Genomic DNA, 20,024 nt, shown 5'->3' with positions numbered 1-20,024 from the left:
GGACCGGCCAAATGCCTGCGCAGCAGGCATCTGGCGGGGTTGTGGAGATCTGGTGCTGAAGCACAACAGCGGCAATACCAGGACTCGTTCAGAGTTTCCCTGGCGTCGGATTCAGACCAGCTTCTTGTATCTCACGCGATGCGGCCGGGCCGCCTCGTCGCCGAGACGACGCTTCTTGTCTTCCTCGTACTCGCGGTAGTTGCCGGTGAAATACTCGACGTGCGAATCGCCTTCGAACGCGAGGATATGCGTCGCGATGCGGTCGAGGAACCAGCGGTCATGCGAGATGACCATGGCGCAGCCCGGGAATTCCAGCAGCGCCTCTTCGAGCGCGCGCAGGGTTTCCACGTCGAGGTCGTTGGAAGGCTCGTCGAGCAGCAGCACGTTGCCGCCCTGCATCAGCGTCTTGGCCAGGTGCAGGCGGCCGCGTTCACCGCCGGACAGCTGGCCGACGATCTTCTGCTGGTCCTGGCCTTTGAAGTTGAAGCGGCCGATATAGGCACGCGACGGCGTCTGGTACTTGCCGACCGTGATCATGTCCGAGCCGCCGGACACTTCCTGCCATACATTGTTGGTGCCGCTGAGCGAATCGCGCGACTGGTCGACATAGGCCAACTGCACGGTCTGGCCGATCGCGATCTCGCCCTTGTCGGGTTTCTCCGCGCCGATCAGCAGCTTGAAGAAGGTCGACTTGCCGGCGCCGTTCGGACCGATGATGCCGACGATCGCGCCCGGCGGAACGCGGAAGGACAGGTCGTCGATGAGCAGGCGGTCGCCGAAGGCCTTGGAGACGTGCTTGAACTCAATGACCATGTCGCCGAGCCGCTCGCCGGGCGGAATGTAGATCTCGTTGGTTTCGTTGCGCGACTGGTATTCGACCGAGTTCAGTTCCTCGAAGCGATTCAGGCGCGCCTTGCCCTTGGACTGGCGGCCCTTGGCATTCTGGCGCACCCATTCGAGTTCGCGCTGGATCGCCTTCTGGCGCGACTTTTCCTGCTGCGCTTCCTGCTTGAGTCGCTCGTCCTTCTGTTCCAGCCAGGACGTGTAGTTACCCTTCCACGGAATGCCGCGGCCGCGATCGAGTTCAAGAATCCACTCGGCCGCGTTGTCAAGGAAGTAGCGGTCATGCGTGACGGCGACGACGGTGCCGGGAAAATCGGCCAGGAACTGCTCCAGCCATTCCACCGACTCGGCGTCGAGATGGTTGGTGGGTTCGTCCAGCAGCAGCATGTCGGGCTTGGACAGCAGCAGGCGACACAGGGCGACGCGGCGCTTCTCGCCGCCGGAAAGATTGCCGATCTTGGCGTCCCACTCGGCCAGGCGCAGCGCGTCGGCGGCCACTTCGAGCTGGCGTTCCAGGGTGTGCGCGTCGGTGACCGCGAGGATGTTCTCGAGGCGCTGCTGCTCGGCGGCGAGCTTGTCGAAATCGGCTCCTTCCTCGCCGTAGGCCGCATAGACCTCGTCGAGGCGCTGCTGTGCGTGCAGGATGTCGGAGACGCCCTCTTCGACGCACTCGCGCACGGTCTTGTTCGGGTCGAGGTCCGGTTCCTGCGGCAGATAGCCGACCTTGAGGTCAGGCTGCGGCCGCGCCTCGCCGAGGAAATCCTTGTCGACGCCGGCCATGATGCGCAACACGGTGGATTTGCCGGAACCATTCACGCCGAGCAGGCCGATCTTGGCGCCGGGATAAAACGACAGCGAGATATCCTTGATGATCTCGCGCTTCGGGGGAACGATCTTGCTGACCCCGATCATGGTGTACACGTACTGCATGGACGCGGTTCCGGAAGGCAGAAAAGTCGGCGATTATCGTTCATAGCACGGGTCTGCGGCCAGCGCGCCGCAGCCTTCGTCTCACCATCCGGCCGTCGATTGCCCGATTGGGGCGCTCCCGCTGTGCAGACATGCCCGAACTCGACGGCGTACCCGGACGCATCGGCGTACAAGCACCGCTTCCGCGACGTAACGTCAACCGGAACCGGGCAGGCCGGTCGCTAGACGGGCGAGCCCTCGCGCAGCCAGTGCGCAATCCATTCATAGATCGGCTCGATCATGTCGGCGTTCGCGCAGAGCAGGGTGCCCGGCCGGAACGGCGCGGCCGGTTGCACGGGCGCGAGTTCCGGAAATTTTTGCTGGAAGCGTTCGGCATAGCAACGCCAGCTCGCCTGGAAGCCACCACCTGACGCATGCCACAGCAGCAGGTCCAGCGCGATCGCGCAACGCAGGCCGGCACGGTGCGCGCGCCAGCTCAGATCCAGGTCGTAGAAGTGGAAGCCGTCAAACGCAACGTCGTCGAAGCCCAGCTGCTGTAGTGCGTCCCGACGCCCGGCGAGGAACAGGCCATCCAGCGCCTGCGCGTTGTCGATGACCGGGCCGGCGCAGCCGAGAAGGCCGAGCAGCCAGCCTGAAGGGTGGGGCTGGCAGACCCAGGAATACGTATGCGGCGGCCCGGACCAGAACCAGGTCGGCCCGGTCAGGCGGTCGCTGCCCGCTGCACCGATGAGGTCGTGCTGTGCAAGCCGCTCACGCAGCCGCCGTGCGAAGCGGTGGCTCAGGATGCCGATGTCGTCATGGCACAGCACGATGAGTTCGCCGTGCGAACGCGCAAGCCCGCGCGCATAGCCCTCGCACAATGACTTCGCGTCGTCGATATGCACGAGTTCCCAGGCTTCGCCAGTGAGTTCGCGCTCGAGATCGTTCCGCAGTCGGGCCAGGCGCGCAGGATCGATGCTGCAGACGACGACGGAGATGAAGCCTTGGGCTATCTCATCCGCCGGCTGTGGCGGAGCATAGTGGCCCGCTGCGACCAGGTGCGCGGCGCATTCGAGCAGTCCCTGGCCGGCCTGATGCAGCGCCGGATCGGCGCGCCAGGCGTCACGCAGGTTGCCGGCGCTGCGCTGCCAATTGCCGGCGTGACCATCGACGACCGCCTGTCGCAGCCGCTGCAGTGCCTTGGCCGAATCGTGCAGTGGCGAGTCAGTCCGATAATGTCGTCGATCGTACATTGTGCAAAAAATCAATGAACGCAGCACAGACTTCCCGGTCGCCGAACAATACGTGCTTGCGGCCGGCGATTTCATGCGCCAGCGCGCGCAGTTGCCCAGGCGAGTCGGCGAGCGCCACGGCGCGTTCGGCATAGTCGGCTTCGGAGCGGGCGATCAGCGTGTCCAGGCCGAGTTGCTGCAGCATGGCGCTGCTCTGCCGTCCTCGCATGCATTGGCCGGGCAAGGTCAGCCAGGCGCGTTCCTGCCACAGCGCGTCGAGAGTCGTGATGCCGCCGGAGAAGCCCAGGGTGTCCAGAAGCAGGTCGGCATCTGCAACGCAACGGCGATAGGCGTCCACGGACAGCGTCCTGTGGACGCGCACGCGCGCCGGATCGACCGCGAATTCGCGCAGGACCGGCGCGAGGCGCTTTTCGAAACCGGCGGCCTGTTCGGGTGTCGCGGCGGTCAGGAAATCCAGTGTCGCATCCGGCGCGCGCGCCAGTATCTGCCCGAACAGCGCATCGTGCCGCGGAAGCAACTTGTAGAGATTTTGTGCGCAGACCAGGCGCGTGTCGCCGTCGGGCGCGCGCCGCGGCAGCGGCGGTTGCGGCGGCTCGAGGAAACAGCCTCCGAGACGCGGCAGCCGGTGCAGCAATTCGCTGTAGTGGGTGGCCCCTTCGGCGGGCTCCGAGGCTTGCGCGGACAAGAACCAGTCGATCGTCGCGGCGCCGCTGGTGACCGGATGCGCCCAGGTCGACACCTGGACCGGCGCGTGACGCAGCGCGGCCAGGCACTGGTTGACCACGTCCAGTCCGAGGTCGAGAAAGATCAGCACGTCGAGTTCCGCCTCACGCAGCCGCTGTGTCCACACGGCGAAGCTGTGCGCGCCGCCGACGTAGCGTGCGGCGTGCGCGCGGAAGCGCTGAACCATCGCGTCGTCGCGGGCGCTGGTGTGAAACACATAGAGATCGAACTCGTCCGTGGGCAGCGCCAGTAGCGCCTCGCCCCAGGCGCGCGTGACCGAATGCTGGTGCAGGCAGCTCGAGACCAGGCCAATGCGCCGCCGGCCGCTGCGCAGCGGTCGTGGCGCGATGTCGCCGAACGCGTTTCCCGTCGCCGTGTCGAGCAGGCGGCGCACGACCCGGGCGTGGCGCCGGTGGCGCTCGACGTGGGCGCCGTCCTGGTAGGCCAGGGCGAAGCTCGGCACGCTGCCGAGGATGCGCTGGGCGGACTCGGCGTCGATCGCCGCGGTTTCAAATTCCGCCAGACCCTGATCGAAATCCTGCAGCCACTGCGCGCGTTGCGCTTCGGATTCGAAGCAGGGCAGCGACGGCGTATGAAACCGTACCCAGCGCGGCAGCAGGCGTTGCGGCCAGCGCTGTGCCGCCTGCCGGAAGGTGTTCACGGCCGCGGCGGTGTGGTGTGCGCCGATCTGGGCGAGGCCGAGCTGTTCCAGCGCGACCGCTGAATCCGGCTGCAACCGCAGCAGGCGCTCGCGTACACCGACGAGTTCGTCGCCACCCTGCCGCGCCGCATCGAGGGCGGCGTCGCGTCGCTGCCAGATCGGCAGATCGTCCGGCGCCAGTTCGCTGGCGCGACGCAGCGCGGCCGTGCTGGCCGGCCAGTCTTGCAGCGCTGCGGCGGCCTGGCCCAGCGCATCCCAGGCGGCGGGCAGATCCGGCTGCCACTCGACCAGGCGTTCGGCGTGATAGCGCGCTGCGGTGGGCACGCCCCGCGCCAGCGCATCGTGTACCAGACCCAGCCGTGCCGCGGGCACGCCGGTGACAGGCCGCAGAGCGGCGAATTCGCGCTCCGCTTCGTCGAAGCGCTGCAGCAATCCCAGCACATGCCCGCGCAGGAAAGCGCCGTTCAACGCGTCGGGCATGAGCGCGCGCACCTGTGCCGAGGCCTCGTCGGCGGCGTCGATGCGGCCGGTTTCGAGCCCGAGCACGGCCAGTTCGTGCCACGCGCCCGCCAGCCGCGCATCGAGCGCAACGGCGCGACGCAGCGCCGTCTCACTGGAGGCACGATCACCGCGGGCGCGAAGCGCCCTGCCTAGCTGGAAATGCAGGTTTGCGTCGTTCGGGTGCCCTGCCAGCGCACGCCTACACAGGGCTTCGGCAGCGGCCGCGTCACCGCGGGCCAGCGCTGCCTGGATTGGCGCAGCTAGTTGATCGGACACGCAGAACTCCGGCTGCCGCCAGGACCCTTGCGGGCTGCCGCAAGCCAGGCTTATTCAGTGGGACGATGGGCCTGAAACCGCTAACATCGGCGGATTCCCAGCCCAGAAGGCGATTCTCCCATGTTTGCCAAGGACCTGCGCATTGCCGGCTATGACGACACCCTGGCCCAGGCCATCGAGGCCGAACGTCAGCGCCAGGAAGACCATGTCGAGCTCATTGCCTCGGAAAACTACGCCAGTCCGCGCGTGCTCGAAGCCCAGGGCACCGTGCTGACGAACAAGTATGCCGAAGGCTATCCGGGCAAGCGTTACTACGGCGGATGCGAATATGTGGACATTGCGGAAAAACTCGCTATCGATCGCGTCAAGCAGCTGTTTGGAGCGGACTATGCCAACGTGCAGCCGCATTCGGGCTCGCAGGCCAATGCCGCGGTCTATCTCGCCCTGCTGAGCCCAGGCGACACCATCCTCGGCATGAGCCTGGCCCACGGCGGCCACCTGACCCACGGCGCCAAAGTCAATTTCAGCGGCAAGATCTTCAATGCCGTGCAGTACGGCATCGACCCGGTCACCGGCCTGATCGATTACGACGAAGTCCAGCGCCTGGCCGACGAACACAAGCCGCGCATGCTCGTCGGCGGTTTCAGCGCTTACTCGCAGATCGTCGACTGGGAGCGCATGGCGCAGATCGCAAAGTCGGTCGGCGCGTATTTCTTCGTCGACATGGCACATGTAGCCGGTCTCGTCGCCGCCGGCGTCTACCCGAACCCGCTGCCGCACGCCGATATCGTCACCTCGACCACGCACAAGACCTTGCGCGGCCCGCGTGGCGGCATCATCCTGGCGCGCGCCAACGAAGTGATTGAAAAGAAGCTGCAGTCGATGGTGTTCCCGGGCACGCAGGGCGGTCCGCTGATGCACGTCATCGCGGCCAAGGCCGTCGCCTTCAAAGAAGCGCTCGAACCGGAATTCACGACCTACCAGCAGCAAGTGGTCAGGAACGCCAAGGCGATGGCCGCGACGCTCATGGCGCGGGGCTACCGCATCGTCTCGGGCGGTACGGAAAACCACCTCATGCTGATCGACCTGATCGGCCGCGACGTCACAGGTAAGGACGCCGAGGCCGCGCTCGGCAAGGCGCACATCACGGTCAACAAGAACGCGGTGCCAAACGATCCGCGCTCGCCGTTCGTAACCTCGGGCCTGCGCATCGGCACGCCGGCCGTGACCACGCGCGGCTATGACGAGAAGGAATGCACCGACCTCGCCAACTGGATCTGCGACGTGCTCGATGCGCCGACCGACGAAGCCGTGCTGGCGCGCGTACGCGACGCCGTCACCGCGCAGTGCAAGCGCCTGCCGGTCTACGGCTGAGGCCCCCTCAGGCACGCTCCATCAGGCGCGCAGCGCCTGATGGAGCGGGTTGGGCGAGGGCATAAGTCCCCATTGTCCTCGCCGCGAAAATGTCACCGCGATCGACGGTAGCGCACCAGCGACGTTAGCCCGCGGTCCCGAGAGCTTTCCCGTTTCGCTCCATACGCCTTACGATCCCGCGCATGCACTGTCCCTTCTGCCAGCATGAAGACACCCGCGTGATCGATTCGCGCCTGGCGGAAGACGGCGCGACGGTACGGCGTCGGCGCGAGTGCCCGGCCTGTGGCGAGCGCTTCAACACCTTCGAAACCGCTGAAATCAAGCTTCCGGCCATCGTCAAGAGCGACGGCCGTCGCGAAGCTTTCGACGAGAACAAGCTGCGCATCGGCGTGGAACGTTCGCTGCAGAAGCGGCCGGTATCCAGCGACGCGGTCGACGACGTGGTGCGCAACATCCTGCGCAATCTGCGCCAGGTGAACGAACGCGAGATCGCATCGCGGCGCATCGGCGAATGGGTCATGGAAGAGCTGCGGCGCATCGATTCGGTGGCGTACGTGCGTTTTGCCTCGGTTTACCGGCGCTTCGAGGACGTCCAGGCCTTCCGCGAGGAAATCGAGCGGCTGGAGCGCGACCTGCCGCGCATCGAGGGGCTGCAGCTGCCACTGCTCGGCGTCGAGGCGCCCGCCACGCGCAAGAAATCGTGAGCCGCGCCCCCGCCCGAACACCATCCGCAATGTGCTTTACCGCGGCCGATCATGCCTTCATGGCCCAGGCCCTGCGCCTGGCCGAGCGCGGCACCACCACCACCAGGCCTAATCCACGCGTCGGCTGCGTGCTCGTGCGCGACGGCAGCGTCGTCGGCAGCGGCTGGCACCAGCGTGCCGGTGGTCCGCACGCCGAAGTGTTCGCCGTGCGCGAGGCCGCCGACCGCGCGCGCGGCGCAACCGCCTACGTCACGCTCGAGCCCTGCGCCCATCACGGCCGCACGCCGCCGTGCGCGGACGCGCTGGTCGCGGCTGGCGTCGCGCGCGTCGTCGTTGCGTGCGAGGATCCGTTCCCCCAGGTCGCCGGCAACGGCCTCGCGCGTCTGCGTGACGCTGGCATCGCCGTCGACTGCGGCCTCATGCGCGATGCCGCGCGTGACATCAATCGCGGTTTCTTCAGCCGCATCGAGCGCGGCCGGCCCTGGCTGCGGCTGAAGCTCGCGCAAAGCCTCGACGGCCGCACGGCCCTGCACAACGGTGTGTCGCAATGGATCACCGGCCCCGCCGCGCGTGCCGACGTGCAGCGCTGGCGCGCGCGCAGCTGCGCCATTCTGACCGGTGCCGGCACGGCACGTGTGGACGATCCGCGCCTTACGGTGCGCCTGGACCACGACACTGCCGTCGTCGCGCCGCTGCGCGTGGTGCTCGATGCGCGGCTCGACGCGCTCGCGCCGGGGTGTCATTTACTCGATGGTTCCGCACCGACGCTGATCGTGCACGGCGACGACCGGCCGTCGCCGGCGCCGCGCGACGGTGTCGAATACCGGGCCCTGCCGCTGCGCGAAAGCCGTCTCGATCTCCAAGCGGTGCTGGTCGAACTCGGACGCCGCGGCATCAACGAGCTGCAGGTCGAAGCCGGACCGACGCTCGGCGGGGCGTTGTTCGCGACCGGCTTCGTCGACGAGCTGCTGCTGTACGTCGCGCCTGTGCTGCTCGGGGATTCAGGCTTTCCCTTGCTGGCGCTGCCCTTATTGTCCGACATGGCCGGACGCTGGCCACTGCGTGTGCTCGACCAGCGTCAGCTCGGTGACGACCAGCGTCTGCTGCTGCGTCCGGCCGCGGCATGAGTCTCTGCCATTGAGGTACAAATAAACATGTTTACAGGGATCATCCAGGCCGTGGGCCGGATTGCCGCGCTCGACCCGATCGGCGGCGATATGCGCATCACGGTCGACGCAGGCGAGCTGGATCTGGGCGACGTCAAGCCCGGCGACAGCATTGCCGTGAACGGGGTCTGCCTGACTGCGACCGCGCTGCAGGCGGGCCGCTTCAGCGCCGACGTGTCAGTGGAAACATTGGACTGCACCACACTGGGCACGCTTGCCTCCGGCGCGCGTGTCAATCTCGAAAAAGCCCTGCGCCTGGCCGACCGCCTCGGCGGCCATCTCGTGTCGGGCCATGTCGACGGGGTCGGCGAAGTGGTATCCATGCTGCCGCAGGCGCGTTCGCTGCGCTGGGTATTCTCGGTGCCGGCGACGCTCGCGCGCTATATCGCCGCGAAGGGCTCGGTGGCCGTGAACGGCGTGAGCCTGACCGTCAACGAAGTAGACGGCCGGCGCTTCGGCGTCAACCTGATCCCGCATACGATGCAGCAGACGATGTTCGGCGACTGCGACGTCGGTTCGCGCGTCAACATCGAGGTCGACCTCATGGCGCGCTACACCGAACGGCTTCAGTACAGGGAGAGTGAAGAGACGTGAGAAACGAGTGAAAGCAAGGTGCGCGACATTCGTGTCGCTCCGACTGCACTACCCGCTCATCCGATCCTCTTCATAGCTTGCCTGCGAACCCTCTTCTTCTCATTTCTCACTCCTATCTGCTCTCCACTAAATCATGTTCGATACCATTCCCGACATCATCGACGACATCCGCGCCGGCCGCATGGTCGTCATCCTCGACGATGAGGACCGCGAGAACGAGGGCGACGTGATCATGGCCGCCGAGAAAGTGCGGCCCGAAGACATCAACTTCATGGTGCGCGAAGCGCGAGGTCTGGTCTGCCTGTCGCTGACCCAGGCACGCTGCCGCCAGCTTGGCCTCAAGCCCATGGTGCTCGACAACACCTCGCCCTACCAGACCAACTTCACCGTCTCGATCGAAGCGGCCGAAGGCGTCACGACCGGCATCTCGGCCTATGACCGCGCACATACCGTGCGCACCGCAGTGCGCGCCGACGCGCGTGCGCAGGATCTGTCGCAACCGGGCCATATCTTTCCGCTGACCGCGCAGCCCGGCGGCGTGCTCACGCGCGCCGGCCATACCGAAGCGGCCAGCGATCTCGCCGCGCTCGCGGGGCTCGAACCGGCTGGCGTGCTGGTCGAAGTGCTGCACGACGACGGCAGCATGGCGCGTCGTCCGGAGCTCGAAGCGTTCGCACACAAGCACGGCCTGCGCATCGGCACGATCGCCGATCTGATCCGCTATCGCCTCGAAACCGAGAAGACCATCGAGCGCGTCCACGACGAGGCGGTGGACACCGAGTTCGGCGCGTTCCGCCTCGTTGCCTATCGCGATATTGTGAACAAAGCGCTTAATTTCGCGCTCGTGCGCGGCGTGGTCGACGACGGAGAGCCGGTATTGACCCGTGTTCACGTGCGCAACACGCTGTCGGACGTGCTGCATCTGGTGCGCGCCGACCTCGGCCTTACCGTGACCGCGGCGCTGCGCCGCATCGCTGCTGAGGAACGCGGGGTCGTGCTGGTGCTGTCCGAACCGGGCGAGGACCAGGCTCTGCTGGATCGTCTCGACCGGCGCGTGCGCGCCACCGGCAAGGCCGAGGTAGTGCAGGAGTGGCGCCGCCATGGCCTTGGCGCGCAGATCCTCGGTGATCTGGGCATCCGCCGCCTGCGCGTGCTCGGCACTGCGCGGCGACTCGTGGGTCTGGCCGGTTTCGGGCTCGAAGTCGTGGGCCACGAGCCGGGCTGAGCGGGCCCCGCTGCCGCCCCGGCGGCATGGGGCCGGCTCAGGTAGAATGCACGTCCCCCTCGAGACCTCCCACGCCCATGGCCCTGATCGCTGGCGAGCTTCGCGTCGACCCTGATAACCGTATCGTCATCCTTGCCAGCCGCTGGAATCCGCGCATCGTCGATGCGCTGATCGACGGGGCGCAGAAGGCGCTGCTGGCCCACGGCGTCACGCCGGACGCGATCGATGTGGTCCGCGTCCCCGGGGCCTGGGAAATCCCGATGGTCGCTGCCCGCCTGGCCGCCTCCGGTCGCCACGCGGCGCTGATCTGCCTGGGCTGCGTCGTGCGCGGCGACACCCGCCACTACGAACATGTGGCCGACGGTTGCGCGCAGGGTCTCATGCGCGTTTCGCTGGACCACCGCGTGCCCGTGCTCAACGGTGTGCTCGCGGTGGAGGTCCACGAGGACGCGCTGGCGCGCGCCGGCGGCGCACATGGCAACAAGGGCGAGGAAGTCGCGGTTGCTGCTTTGGAAATGATTGATTTGTGGAGAAAGATGTGAGCAATGCCCGACGATCCGAAGGCGTGGATCTGGCTGCGCGTTCGCGTGCGCGCCGCCGCGCCCTGCAGGCACTGTACGCCTGGCAGCTCTCCGGCAGCGCGATCGGTGGCGTGATCGACCAGTTCCGCCACGAGCAGGACATGGAAGTTGCCGACGTCGAATTCTTCGAAGACCTGGTGCGCGGCGTCGAACGTCACTGCGCCGAACTTGACGCAGGCTTGCTGCCGTTTCTCGGGCGCGAGGTGCTGCAGGTCGATCCGATCGAGCGCGCCGCGCTGCGTCTGGGCGCCTATGAACTCAAGTACCGACCCGACGTGCCCTACCGCGTCGTGATCAACGAAGCCATCGAAACCACCAAGCGCTTCGGCGCCGACCATGGCCATACCTACGTCAACGGCGTACTCGACAAGCTGGCCGGCGAATGGCGCAAGGCCGAATATCGCGGGCGTTGACCAGGAGTTTTCCGACCAGATGCCGAGTCAGTTGGCAGCGGCCGTAAAAGCCCCCCTGCGAGGGGAGGGCTCAGTCTTCGGCGCCGGACCCAGTCCGCGATGTTTCGCTCGCAGTCTCACACATGGCTGAGTTTGCCCTGATCGAGGAAATCCGCCGGCGCTGCAGCGTGCCACGCGCCGACGTTCTGCTTGGCATCGGCGACGACGCCGCGCTGCTGCTGCCGCGCAGTGGCAACGAACTTGCCGTCAGCATGGATAGCCTCGTCGCCGGCGTGCATTTTCCTCACACTGCCGACGCGTTCGACATCGGCTGGAAGGCGCTTGCCGTCAATCTGTCCGACCTGGCCGCCATGGGCGCCGAGCCGGCCTGGGCCACGCTCGCATTGACCCTCCCTGCGATCGACACGGAGTGGCTGGCTGGCTTCTGCGACGGCTTCGCCGCGCTCGCGCGCGCGCATGGCGTCGCACTGGTCGGTGGCGACACCACGCGCGGGCCGCTGACCATCACCCTCACCGTGCACGGCTTCGTGCCGGCCGGCCAGGCGCTCCGGCGTGACGGCGCACGTGTCGGCGACTGCATACTGGTCAGCGGCGTCACCGGCGAAGCGGCTGCGGGTCTTGGTTGCCTGCTCGCCCACGCCCTGCTGTGCGAACCCGACGAAACCGATCGTGCGCATCTGCTCGAGCGGCTCAACCGGCCGATACCGCGCGTGGCGCTCGGGATTGCCCTGCGTGGCCTCGCGCGCGCTGCGATCGACGTGTCCGACGGACTGCGCCAGGATCTGGGTCACATCGCGGCCCGCAGCGGCCTTGCGGCGACGATCCGGACCAACTGCCTGCCGCCATCCGTCGTGCTGTCGCGCGTCGGCGACGCGGCGCAGCGCCTGCGCTGGCAGCTGACCGGCGGCGATGACTACGAACTGTGCTGCGCCGTGCCGCCGGATCGCGTCCCCGATGCGCAGGTCGCGGCCGCGGCGCTGGGCATTGCGCTGACTGTGATCGGCCATTTCGATGCCGGCAGCGGTGTGCGCGTGGTCGATGCGTCTGGCAACACCGTTGAATTGCCGCGCGGCGGCTGGGAACATTTCAGCGCATGAACATGACGGCACAGCAGCGGCGCGCGGTGCTTTCGCATCCGGCTGGCTGGATTGCCAGCGGATTTGGCGCGGGCCTGAGCCCTCTGGCGCCCGGCACCGTCGGCTCCGCCGTCGCGCTGCTGCCGTACCTGTGGCTGCGCGAACTGCCGCTGTGGGGGTACCTCGGTGTCGTGCTCGCGGTGTTCCTCCTCGGCGTGCTGGTTTCGCGTGTGCTGGTCGCGCGCCTGGGCGCAGAAGATCCCGGCTACATCGTCATCGACGAATTCGTCGGCCAGTGGCTCGCGCTCGCATTCGTGCCGGGCGGCTGGACCTGGATTCTCGTAGGATTCCTGCTATTCAGACTATTCGACGTGTGGAAACCCTGGCCCGTGTCGTGGGCCGACCGTAACGTTGGCGGCGGTTTCGGCGTCATGCTCGACGATGCATTGGCCGGCGTGCTCGCGGCCGCGGCGCTCGCCGGTCTCGCGTGGGGCGCCGCGCGCTTCGTGACCTGAGATCCTGCCGTGGCTCAGCGCCGCGTTTCGCGTTCCTCGATGAAACGGTAGTAATCGGAGTGCACTTCGGCCATGAGCGCGTCGGCTTGCGCGCCGGCCATGGACAGGCGCACGCGCGTCAGGCGCCGGATCGGCACGATCTCGGCATAGTCGCGGAAGAACGCCTGCAGCTGTGCTGCGGTGCCGCGTAGTTCCAGCGCGTAATCCATGCTCGCGTAGAAATCGCGCGCGCGCTCGGTACCGCTGACGAGGCGCATCAGCTCCACGCCGTGCTGGCCCGCAAGCGCATGCAGGCCGGCCTCGATTTCCGCCGTCGCGAATTGCGCGGGAAGTCGCTGTTCGAGCATCGCGAGATCCTTGCGCAGCGCGGCGACGTCCTGCGCATAGGCATCGAGGTTGGCGCTGCGCTGGCGGCGCACGTCGATGGACTCGTCGAGCCAGCGCACCGCGGCTTCACCCCGTTCGTGCTGGTCCTGGACATCGAACAGCAGCCACAGACCGCACAGCGCGCCAGCGACGAAGGCGATCGCGACCACGATGCGGTTCGGTCCGCGCGGTGGCGTGGAGGAAAGCGGTGGCGCGCTCATGGCGTCACCTCGCGGGTCTGTGCCAGTGCGGCAAAACGCGCGGGATCGACGCGTGCGTCGAGCGTGACCTGTTCCGCACCGGTTGCGGTGCCTTCGGCACTGCGTGAGACGATCGCGGGTTCGGAGAAGCCGGCTTCCCCGACTTGCCGGAGCAGCGCTGCCGTTGCCGCTGTATCGGCGCAGCGCGCCTGCAGCGACAGACGTTTCTCGTCGACGTCCAGCCAGAGCAGTTGCACGCCAGCCGGCAATTGCGTGGAGAGCCGCATCGCCGCGTCGAGGCCATGCTGTGGAAGCTGCAGTACGTCGACGATCTGCTTGCGCACGAGCATCTGGCCGCGCAGTTGGTCGAGGTTGCCGATCGGATCGAGGCGCTGGTTCAGCTCGATGAGCTGCTTTTCCAGCGTGGCCACTTCTCCGGCGATCTGGTTGGTGCGGTAGTGGTAATACGCGGCCGCTGCTGCGAGCGGCAGCAGCGAGGCGGCGAATGCAGCGAACGCGACCACCACGGTCGAGCGCGCGCGGGCGACGGCACTCATGGCGTGCTTCCTGTCGTGGCCGGGCGTCCCGAGTCGCAGGGGCCGCCGCGGCCTGTCGCCGGCGGGCCGGCGCGATAGGCCGTCACGTCGCCAGCCTGCGCTGCGTCTGCAGGCAAAGTGACTTTCTCGCCGATGCGGTGCCCGTCGGCGAACTCGGTCACGAACAGCGCAGCGATCCGCGGCGGATGGTCGAGTCTCTCCAACGCGAGCCCGTGACGACAGGTGACCGCGGCGTCGCTGTGCCGCGCCTTGCGCACGTCCTGCGTCCAGCGCGCAAGATCGGTGCCGCTTCGCAAGCTTGGTGCCGCTTCGGTCCAGGCCTGTTCGAAGCGGCCCGCGTCGAGCAGTTCCAGCCAGTTCCGTGCGAGGTTCATCTGCGGCAGCGTGGGCTCCTGCGCTTTCTGAGCCGACACGGGCAATGTGAGCAGCAGGGCGGCCAGGACGAAAAGCAGTCGCATTGGTGCGCTCCTAATCCGGCAGCAGTTTGCCGGGATTGAGTATGCCATCGGGATCGAACTGTGCCTTGATCCGGCGCATCAGCTGCAGCGTGACCGGGTCCAGCGCGCGCGGCAGGAACTCGCGCTTGACCAGGCCGATGCCGTGCTCGCCGGACAAGGTGCCGTCGAGCGCGAGCACGAGGTCGAACACCGCGGTCAGACAGTCTGGCGCGGCCGCGGCCTGGGCCGGATCCTCCGGGCGGTAGAGCAGGTTCACGTGGATGTTGCCGTTGCCTGCGTGGCCAAAATTCACGATGGGAATAGCGTATTTTTGCGAGATATCGCGCAAGCCGTGAATGAGTTCCGGCAGGCGGCTGACCGGGACGACCACGTCTTCGTTGATCTTCATCGGCGCGATCGAGCGCAGCGCCGGCGACAGCGCCTTGCGCGCGATCCACAGCTGTGCCGCCTCGGCGTCGTCGTTCGCGGCGCGGCATTCGATAAGCCCGCTGCCCTTCGCCGCTGCGCTGACGGCGGCCACGGCCGAGGCGAGATATTCGGGCTCGCCGTCGACTTCGATCAGCAGCATCGCACCGGCAACCGGTACGGCTTCGCCACCGTGGCGCCTGGCCAGGCGCAGCGCCTCGTCGTCGAGGAATTCCAGCGCGCAGGGCGTCACCGGCTGCGCCATGATGCGCGAGACTGCTGCTGCCGCTGCGACGATGTCTTCGTACGTCGCGCGCAGCACGCGTTTCGCGCCGGCGAGCGGCGTGAGTTTCAGCGTGGCTTGCGTGATCAGCGCCAGCGTGCCTTCCGCGCCGATCAGCAGGCGCGTGAGGTCGTAGCCGGTTGCGCCCTTGCTGGTGTAGTACCCCGCGCGGAACGCTTCGCCGCTGCCGGCGACCGCGTGCAAGCCGAGCGTGTTCTCGCGCGGCGAGCCGTACTTCACGGCGCGAGGCCCGGCCGAATTGCAGGCCAGATTGCCGCCGATGCTGCAGTAGGGACTCGAGGTCGGATCCGGCGGCCAGAAGAAGCCCAGCGGCTTGAGTGCGGACTGCAGGTCGCCATTGAGCACGCCCGGTTCGACCACGGCGTAGCGATTGGCTGTGTCGATGTGCACGATGCAGTTCATGCGTTCGAACGAAGCCACGATGCCGCCGGCGACCGGCACCGTCGCGCCGGTGGTATTGGTACCGCGACCGCGCGCAACCAGCGGCGTGCGCGTCGCGCGGCAGGCGTGGATGAGCGCGACGACCTGTTCATGCCGCGTGGGGAACACGACTGCGTCGGGCAGGGCCTGCCGGCGCGAGTTGTCGTAGCCATAGACCAGGCACTCGGCCGGATCCATGCTCATCGCCTCGGCGAAGATCCCGCCCAGGGTCTCGCGCAGGCCTGCAGCGAGCGCCATCGCTCAGTCCTGGTATTCGAATACGCGCACGACTTTCTCCACGCCGGAAACATTGCGTGCAATCTCCGCGACGCGCTCGGCCTCCTCGCGGGTGAGAAGGCCCATGAGATATACGGTGCGATGCACGGTCGTGATGTTGATGCGGGTCGGATCGAAGCCGGGCATGTCGACGATGTCGAGCATGGCGGTCTTCACATGCGCGGTGATGGTGTTGTCGCGGCGCTGGGACAGGAAGCCTTCGGGCTCCCGCACCTCGATCTCGTTGACCAGCCGGCGCACGCCGTCGTAGCCGCTCACGCGCTGCTCGGCGCGCTGCCTGAGCTCAGCCGTGCGCACCTCGCCGGCGAGCAGCATGATGCCGTTGTAGACGACGATGGAGACGTTGTTCTTGAGCGCGAGCTCCTTGTCCTTGTTGAAGTTGTCGTAGGCGCTGGCCTGGATGTTGCGGTCGGCGATGACCGTGGTCCAACTGCGCCGGTCGTGACCGACACCAGCGGCAGCGCCGCCGACGACGGCAGCGACGCAACCGGAAAGCAGTGCACTAGCGAGCACGGCGAGTACGGCGAGGCGCAGTGGAAAGCGGAGCAAGGATGACGTCATGCGGTTTCTCTCCGGAAAGTGCTGAGCAAGGTGTTGCACCCGATCTCCACAACCCCGCCAAACGCTGCGCGTTTAGCCGTCCCTCGAGTCACGGGGCCTCCAGGGCGCGAAGGCTCGTTCGCTCTGCCATCAATAGGCCTCGAAGGCGGCGCGTTCCCAGGTGCAGACGGGATGGTCGATGGTGCCGCTGAACGCGACGCTGTCGAAGCGGCAGGTGAGGTGCGCAAGGGACGGATGCGCGGCGAGGAACATGTCGGCCGTGCGCACCAGCTTGCGCTGTTTGGCCGCGCCGATGGACGCGGTGCCATCGGCGCTGGCAGTGCTGTCACGGTAGCGGACTTCCACGAACACGAGGACATCGCGGTCGCGCATGATCAGGTCGATCTCGCCGTAATGGCAGTGCCAGTTGCGTGCGAACAGGTGCAGCCCGGCGCGTTCCAGTTCGGCCTGCGCCGCGCGTTCCCAGACTGCGCCGACCGAGCGCATCAGGGCATCCGGCCGTCGCCCAGCGTCAGTCCCGATACCGGCCTTGCGACGCCGTTCTCGAAGCGCGCCCAGGTCAGCAGGCGATGCACGCGGCCGAAGCTGTCCGAAGCGAGCTGGCCGGTCGCGCCGGGAAGATAGCTGTCCGGATGCGTGCCGAGCCAGTCCATGTACGGCATGAGGGCATACGCATCCAGGCCGAGCGCGAACAGGCGTGCGCCGGAGCCACGCGCGGAATCGATGCCGCGCACGATCTGGTCGCGCGGCGGCAGGCCGGCGCTCGCATCGAACAGCCACGGTGCGTCGCAGAACTCCAGCCCTTCCAGATCCCGGTCGAGGCCCGCGTTGAGCGCGCCCGAATACACGTGCGAACTCGCCATCACCGGCACGCTGACGCCGGCCAGGCGCAGCTGCGGCATCAGCAGGCGGGCCTGCTGCGGTCGCATGCTGATGAACACCGCGGCGTTCGATGCGGTCGCGAAACTGCCTACGGACTCGCGGATCGGGCCTGCGTAGTTGACCTCGCCTTCGCGCAGGCGAGCCTCGCCGACGATCGCGCCGCCGAGGCTCTCGAACTGGACGCGGAAGGCGAGCGCCGCACGTTCCGCCCAGTCGTCGGTCGCCGCGATCACCGCGGCTTCGCGGATTCCCATCGATGCCATGCGCTCGGCTGCCTGCGCACCTTCGGTGTCGGGCAGCAGGCCAAACGCAATGCTGCCGGGCGGCGGCGTGGCGCCGTTGTCGGACTGGTTCAGCGCCAGCACCGGTATGGTCAGGTCGCTCTGTTCGAACAGCAGGCCGACCGCTTCGCGCGTAAGCGGGCCGACGACACGATCGGCGCCGTCCTTCACGGCTTGCCGATACGCATTGACGGCGTCTTCCGGGCTTTGTCCACTGTCATAGGTTTGTACTTCACCGCGTTCCGGGCCGGCGTTGGTGTCGTTGAACCAGGCGGCGAAGAAGCCGTCGCGGATCGCGGCGGCGGCGTTCTTGAGCGCGCCGCTGGCCGGCAGCAGCAGGGCGACGCGACGTGGTGCGCGGTAGCCCTCGCGCGCCCAGCGATCGTTGCCGTCCTGCTGCAGCGTGCCGACCGGGCGGCTGGGGCGCTGTAGTGCCAAGGGCAGCACCTGGCCCTGCTTGCGCAGCGCACGTTCTATCCAGGGGCGCAGCAGATCGGTCGGCGGCAGTTCCGCGCCGCGCTGCTTGAGCGTCGCTGCGTCGAGCGCGGCCAGGGTGTCGACGATCTCGCGCCGGTTGTTCTCCCGGTCGGCGCCGCCGAGGGATCGGTCGAGCACGGCTCGCGTGCGCGCTGCGGCGAAACGGTCGCCGGTAGCCTGCTGCGCGCGCGCGGTGAGTTCGAGGCGGCGCAGCACCAGCGCCGGCGGTAGCGCGGAATCGGGCAGCGCGAGCAGGGCCAAGGCTTCTTCGGGCTGCTGTCGGGTCAGGGCGAACTCGGCGCTGAGCAGGTCGTAGCGGTAGACATCCTCGCCGGCGAGGCGCTTGCGCCGGATGTCCTGGAGGATCTCGCCGGCCGCGGCCAGGTCGCCTTCCTCGCGCAGCGCCTCGGCCGCACGCAGGCGGTAGTGGCCGCGGGCGGAGGAGTCGGACCTGGCCAACTGCAGGTAGGCGTCCGCGGCGGCGCGGAATTCGCCGCGCTGGTACAACTCGCTGGCGGCCTCGGTCTGCGCGCCTTGCGAAGGCGCTGTGTCCATCGTGGCGCAGCCGCTCAGCAACGACAGCAGCAGGCAGAGCAGAATTCCTCGCACATTCACAAGCATGGCCGCATCCGTAGCGCCGGGTAATGCTGCGATGATAGCGGATCGCGACAGCCCGCCCGAACGGCACGCGCACGGAGGAAACATGATGACGGAAGCGGCCGGACGGCTCTGGGTGGTGGCGACGCCAATCGGCAATCTGGGGGATCTGTCGCCGCGGGCGCAGGAGGTTCTGAAGAAAGTCGCGCTGATCGCAGCCGAGGACACGCGGCACAGCGCACCGCTGTTGGCACGCTACGGCATCGCCACGCGCGTGGTCGCGCTGCACGAGCACAACGAGCGCGACGAGGCCGAGCGTCTGGTCGCGCGCCTGCGTGAAGGCAGCGAAATTGCGTTGATCTCCGATGCCGGCACGCCGCTGGTCAGCGATCCGGGCTTCCGTCTCGTGCGTGCGGCGCGCGCGGCCGGCATCGCGGTATCGCCGGTGCCCGGCGCCTGCGCTGCGATCGCGGCGATGTCGGTCGCCGGCCTGCCCAGCGACCGCTTCGTCTTCGAAGGCTTCCTGCCGGCCAAAGCGGCGGCCCGGCGCGAACGTCTCGCGGAACTGGCCGGCGAAGCGCGCACGCTGGTGTTCTACGAATCGAGCCATCGTGTGCGCGAATGCCTTGACGACATGGCGGCGGTATTCGGTGCGCAGCGCCCGGGCGTGCTCGCGCGCGAACTGACCAAACTGTTCGAGACCGTGCTCGACGGTGACCTCGCAAGCCTCGTCGCGCGCGTGGCCGCAGATCCCAACCAGGAACGCGGCGAGTTCGTACTGCTCGTCGGCGGTCGTCCGGAACAGGAAGACGCGCGCCTGGCGGAAGGCCGCCGCGTGTTCGCGCTGCTGCGCGACGAACTGCCGCCGGCGCGTGCGGCCAAGCTGGCCGCGGCGATCACTGGCGCCCCGCGCAAGGAACTGTACTCGGGCGAGAAATGAGTGGGAGGAGTGAGAAACGAGTGACAGGCGCGGGCTGCGCATGCTCTTGCTCGTTTCCCACTCTTTTTCCCTCGTTCTGCATTAGACTCCGCCGCGGAGTCAGCCAGACAGTCGCGGCGCAGCAATGCGGCGAGGAAAGTCCGGGCTCCATAGGGCAAGGTGCCAGGTAACGCCTGGGCGGCGCGAGCCGACGGCCAGTGCAACAGAAAGCAAACCGCCGAACGCTGCCGGCAACGGCAGGCGTGGTAAGGGTGAAACGGTGCGGTAAGAGCGCACCGCCTGCGGGGCTAACGCCGCAGGGCACGGTAAACCCCACCTGGAGCAAGACCGAATAGGGGAATCATGACGCGGCCCGCGTCGTTCCCGGGTTGGTTGCTTGAGCCTGGCGGCGACGCCAGGCCTAGAGGAATGACTGTCGTCCCGCAAGGGATACAGGACCCGGCTTATAGGCTGACTCCGCTTTAC

20 protein-coding genes and 1 other RNA gene are annotated in these 20,024 nt (G+C 67.5%); 11 read left to right on the top strand and 10 right to left on the bottom strand.

The genetic code is table 11. The features are described from left to right. Positions 1 to 111: 111 nt before the first annotated feature. The 3 genes from ettA to RUU78_RS08080 form a co-directional block, all read right to left on the bottom strand. Positions 112 to 1,773: an energy-dependent translational throttle protein EttA gene (ettA, locus tag RUU78_RS08090; RefSeq protein WP_313915412.1), complete on the bottom strand. Its 1,662-nt coding sequence runs from the start codon at positions 1,771 to 1,773 to the stop codon at positions 112 to 114. Between the two features lie 221 nt (positions 1,774 to 1,994). Next, positions 1,995 to 3,005, bottom strand: coding sequence for a glycosyltransferase (locus tag RUU78_RS08085; RefSeq protein WP_313915410.1), 1,011 nt, complete (start codon positions 3,003 to 3,005; stop codon positions 1,995 to 1,997). Further along, on the bottom strand, positions 2,977 to 5,166 hold the full coding sequence (locus RUU78_RS08080) for a tetratricopeptide repeat protein (protein WP_313915408.1): 2,190 nt from the start codon (positions 5,164 to 5,166) through the stop codon (positions 2,977 to 2,979). The genes RUU78_RS08085 and RUU78_RS08080 overlap by 29 nt, the downstream gene beginning before the upstream one ends. Before the next feature lie 120 nt (positions 5,167 to 5,286). Here RUU78_RS08080 and glyA point away from each other — a divergent pair, with 120 nt between their 5' ends. The 9 genes from glyA (at position 5,287) to RUU78_RS08035 (ending at position 12,814) form a co-directional block, all read left to right on the top strand. Next, on the top strand, positions 5,287 to 6,540 hold the full coding sequence (gene glyA / locus RUU78_RS08075) for a serine hydroxymethyltransferase (protein ID WP_313915406.1): 1,254 nt from the start codon (positions 5,287 to 5,289) through the stop codon (positions 6,538 to 6,540). A 182-nt stretch (positions 6,541 to 6,722) separates the two neighbouring features. After that, positions 6,723 to 7,244: a transcriptional regulator NrdR gene (gene nrdR / locus RUU78_RS08070; RefSeq protein WP_313915404.1), complete on the top strand. Its 522-nt coding sequence runs from the start codon at positions 6,723 to 6,725 to the stop codon at positions 7,242 to 7,244. Between the two features lie 59 nt (positions 7,245 to 7,303). Further along, positions 7,304 to 8,371, top strand: a complete 1,068-nt coding sequence (ribD, locus tag RUU78_RS08065) for a bifunctional diaminohydroxyphosphoribosylaminopyrimidine deaminase/5-amino-6-(5-phosphoribosylamino)uracil reductase RibD (RefSeq protein WP_313915402.1) — start codon at positions 7,304 to 7,306, stop codon at positions 8,369 to 8,371. A gap of 27 nt (positions 8,372 to 8,398) precedes the next feature. Further along, complete coding sequence (locus tag RUU78_RS08060) at positions 8,399 to 9,004, top strand: riboflavin synthase (RefSeq protein ID WP_313915400.1); 606 nt, start codon at positions 8,399 to 8,401, stop codon at positions 9,002 to 9,004. A gap of 130 nt (positions 9,005 to 9,134) precedes the next feature. Then, on the top strand, positions 9,135 to 10,229 hold the full coding sequence (gene ribB / locus RUU78_RS08055) for a 3,4-dihydroxy-2-butanone-4-phosphate synthase (protein ID WP_313915519.1): 1,095 nt from the start codon (positions 9,135 to 9,137) through the stop codon (positions 10,227 to 10,229). A gap of 77 nt (positions 10,230 to 10,306) precedes the next feature. Further along, positions 10,307 to 10,771, top strand: coding sequence for a 6,7-dimethyl-8-ribityllumazine synthase (gene ribH / locus RUU78_RS08050; protein ID WP_313915398.1), 465 nt, complete (start codon positions 10,307 to 10,309; stop codon positions 10,769 to 10,771). Further along, positions 10,768 to 11,223, top strand: coding sequence for a transcription antitermination factor NusB (nusB, locus tag RUU78_RS08045; protein ID WP_313915396.1), 456 nt, complete (start codon positions 10,768 to 10,770; stop codon positions 11,221 to 11,223). The genes ribH and nusB overlap by 4 nt, the downstream gene beginning before the upstream one ends. A 122-nt stretch (positions 11,224 to 11,345) precedes the next feature. After that, the gene (gene thiL / locus RUU78_RS08040; RefSeq protein WP_313915394.1) at positions 11,346 to 12,320 is read left to right on the top strand and encodes a thiamine-phosphate kinase; all 975 of its coding nucleotides are present in this window, start codon (positions 11,346 to 11,348) and stop codon (positions 12,318 to 12,320) included. Further along, positions 12,317 to 12,814 carry a phosphatidylglycerophosphatase A gene (locus tag RUU78_RS08035; protein ID WP_313915392.1) on the top strand — a complete coding sequence of 166 codons (498 nt, stop codon included), beginning with the start codon at positions 12,317 to 12,319 and terminating at the stop codon, positions 12,812 to 12,814. Before thiL ends, RUU78_RS08035 begins: the two co-directional genes overlap by 4 nt. 14 nt (positions 12,815 to 12,828) lie before the next feature. On the opposite strand, the gene pilO is transcribed toward RUU78_RS08035, so the two are convergent. The 7 genes from pilO to RUU78_RS08000 form a co-directional block, all read right to left on the bottom strand. Further along, positions 12,829 to 13,401 (bottom strand): type 4a pilus biogenesis protein PilO, encoded by a 573-nt coding sequence (gene pilO, locus RUU78_RS08030; RefSeq protein ID WP_313915390.1) that lies wholly within the window; start codon positions 13,399 to 13,401, stop codon positions 12,829 to 12,831. Further along, positions 13,398 to 13,937, bottom strand: coding sequence for a hypothetical protein (locus RUU78_RS08025; RefSeq protein WP_313915388.1), 540 nt, complete (start codon positions 13,935 to 13,937; stop codon positions 13,398 to 13,400). Before RUU78_RS08025 ends, pilO begins: the two co-directional genes overlap by 4 nt. Then, positions 13,934 to 14,395, bottom strand: coding sequence for a DUF4019 domain-containing protein (locus RUU78_RS08020; protein ID WP_313915386.1), 462 nt, complete (start codon positions 14,393 to 14,395; stop codon positions 13,934 to 13,936). Before RUU78_RS08020 ends, RUU78_RS08025 begins: the two co-directional genes overlap by 4 nt. Positions 14,396 to 14,405: 10 nt before the next feature. Then, on the bottom strand, positions 14,406 to 15,782 hold the full coding sequence (locus RUU78_RS08015) for an FAD-linked oxidase C-terminal domain-containing protein (RefSeq protein WP_313915384.1): 1,377 nt from the start codon (positions 15,780 to 15,782) through the stop codon (positions 14,406 to 14,408). A 3-nt stretch (positions 15,783 to 15,785) separates the two neighbouring features. Continuing rightward, the gene (locus tag RUU78_RS08010) at positions 15,786 to 16,382 is read right to left on the bottom strand and encodes a BON domain-containing protein (protein ID WP_313915383.1); all 597 of its coding nucleotides are present in this window, start codon (positions 16,380 to 16,382) and stop codon (positions 15,786 to 15,788) included. Between the two features lie 129 nt (positions 16,383 to 16,511). Continuing rightward, positions 16,512 to 16,868 carry a YraN family protein gene (locus RUU78_RS08005; RefSeq protein WP_313915381.1) on the bottom strand — a complete coding sequence of 119 codons (357 nt, stop codon included), beginning with the start codon at positions 16,866 to 16,868 and terminating at the stop codon, positions 16,512 to 16,514. Beyond that, positions 16,868 to 18,643, bottom strand: a complete 1,776-nt coding sequence (locus tag RUU78_RS08000; RefSeq protein WP_313915379.1) for a penicillin-binding protein activator — start codon at positions 18,641 to 18,643, stop codon at positions 16,868 to 16,870. The genes RUU78_RS08005 and RUU78_RS08000 overlap by 1 nt, the downstream gene beginning before the upstream one ends. An 85-nt stretch (positions 18,644 to 18,728) precedes the next feature. Here RUU78_RS08000 and rsmI point away from each other — a divergent pair, with 85 nt between their 5' ends. Beyond that, positions 18,729 to 19,559, top strand: a complete 831-nt coding sequence (rsmI, locus tag RUU78_RS07995; protein ID WP_313915518.1) for a 16S rRNA (cytidine(1402)-2'-O)-methyltransferase — start codon at positions 18,729 to 18,731, stop codon at positions 19,557 to 19,559. Positions 19,560 to 19,654: 95 nt separating this feature from the next. Next, an RNA gene (gene rnpB, locus RUU78_RS07990) (RNase P RNA component class A) lies at positions 19,655 to 20,021 on the top strand. Positions 20,022 to 20,024 lie beyond the last annotated feature (3 nt).

Source organism: Tahibacter sp., assembly GCF_032229445.1.
Lineage (GTDB): Bacteria > Pseudomonadota > Gammaproteobacteria > Xanthomonadales > Rhodanobacteraceae > Tahibacter.
This window is presented reverse-complemented; position numbering and strand designations above follow the sequence as displayed.

Bases quoted from the DNA above. Each gene is read 5' to 3' on its own strand.
- ettA (WP_313915412.1), bottom strand. From the start codon at position 1,773: ATGCAGTACGTGTACACCATGATCGGGGTCAGCAAGATCGTTCCCCCG.
- RUU78_RS08085 (WP_313915410.1), bottom strand. From the start codon at position 3,005: ATGTACGATCGACGACATTATCGGACTGACTCGCCACTGCACGATTCG.
- glyA (WP_313915406.1), top strand. From the start codon at position 5,287: ATGTTTGCCAAGGACCTGCGCATTGCCGGCTATGACGACACCCTGGCC.
- nrdR (WP_313915404.1), top strand. From the start codon at position 6,723: ATGCACTGTCCCTTCTGCCAGCATGAAGACACCCGCGTGATCGATTCG.
- ribD (WP_313915402.1), top strand. From the start codon at position 7,304: ATGGCCCAGGCCCTGCGCCTGGCCGAGCGCGGCACCACCACCACCAGG.
- RUU78_RS08060 (WP_313915400.1), top strand. From the start codon at position 8,399: ATGTTTACAGGGATCATCCAGGCCGTGGGCCGGATTGCCGCGCTCGAC.
- ribH (WP_313915398.1), top strand. From the start codon at position 10,307: ATGGCCCTGATCGCTGGCGAGCTTCGCGTCGACCCTGATAACCGTATC.
- thiL (WP_313915394.1), top strand. From the start codon at position 11,346: ATGGCTGAGTTTGCCCTGATCGAGGAAATCCGCCGGCGCTGCAGCGTG.
- RUU78_RS08035 (WP_313915392.1), top strand. From the start codon at position 12,317: ATGAACATGACGGCACAGCAGCGGCGCGCGGTGCTTTCGCATCCGGCT.
- pilO (WP_313915390.1), bottom strand. From the start codon at position 13,401: ATGAGCGCGCCACCGCTTTCCTCCACGCCACCGCGCGGACCGAACCGC.
- RUU78_RS08025 (WP_313915388.1), bottom strand. From the start codon at position 13,937: ATGAGTGCCGTCGCCCGCGCGCGCTCGACCGTGGTGGTCGCGTTCGCT.
- RUU78_RS08020 (WP_313915386.1), bottom strand. From the start codon at position 14,395: ATGCGACTGCTTTTCGTCCTGGCCGCCCTGCTGCTCACATTGCCCGTG.
- RUU78_RS08015 (WP_313915384.1), bottom strand. From the start codon at position 15,782: ATGGCGCTCGCTGCAGGCCTGCGCGAGACCCTGGGCGGGATCTTCGCC.
- RUU78_RS08010 (WP_313915383.1), bottom strand. From the start codon at position 16,382: ATGACGTCATCCTTGCTCCGCTTTCCACTGCGCCTCGCCGTACTCGCC.
- RUU78_RS08005 (WP_313915381.1), bottom strand. From the start codon at position 16,868: ATGCGCTCGGTCGGCGCAGTCTGGGAACGCGCGGCGCAGGCCGAACTG.
- RUU78_RS08000 (WP_313915379.1), bottom strand. From the start codon at position 18,643: ATGCTTGTGAATGTGCGAGGAATTCTGCTCTGCCTGCTGCTGTCGTTG.
- rsmI (WP_313915518.1), top strand. From the start codon at position 18,729: ATGACGGAAGCGGCCGGACGGCTCTGGGTGGTGGCGACGCCAATCGGC.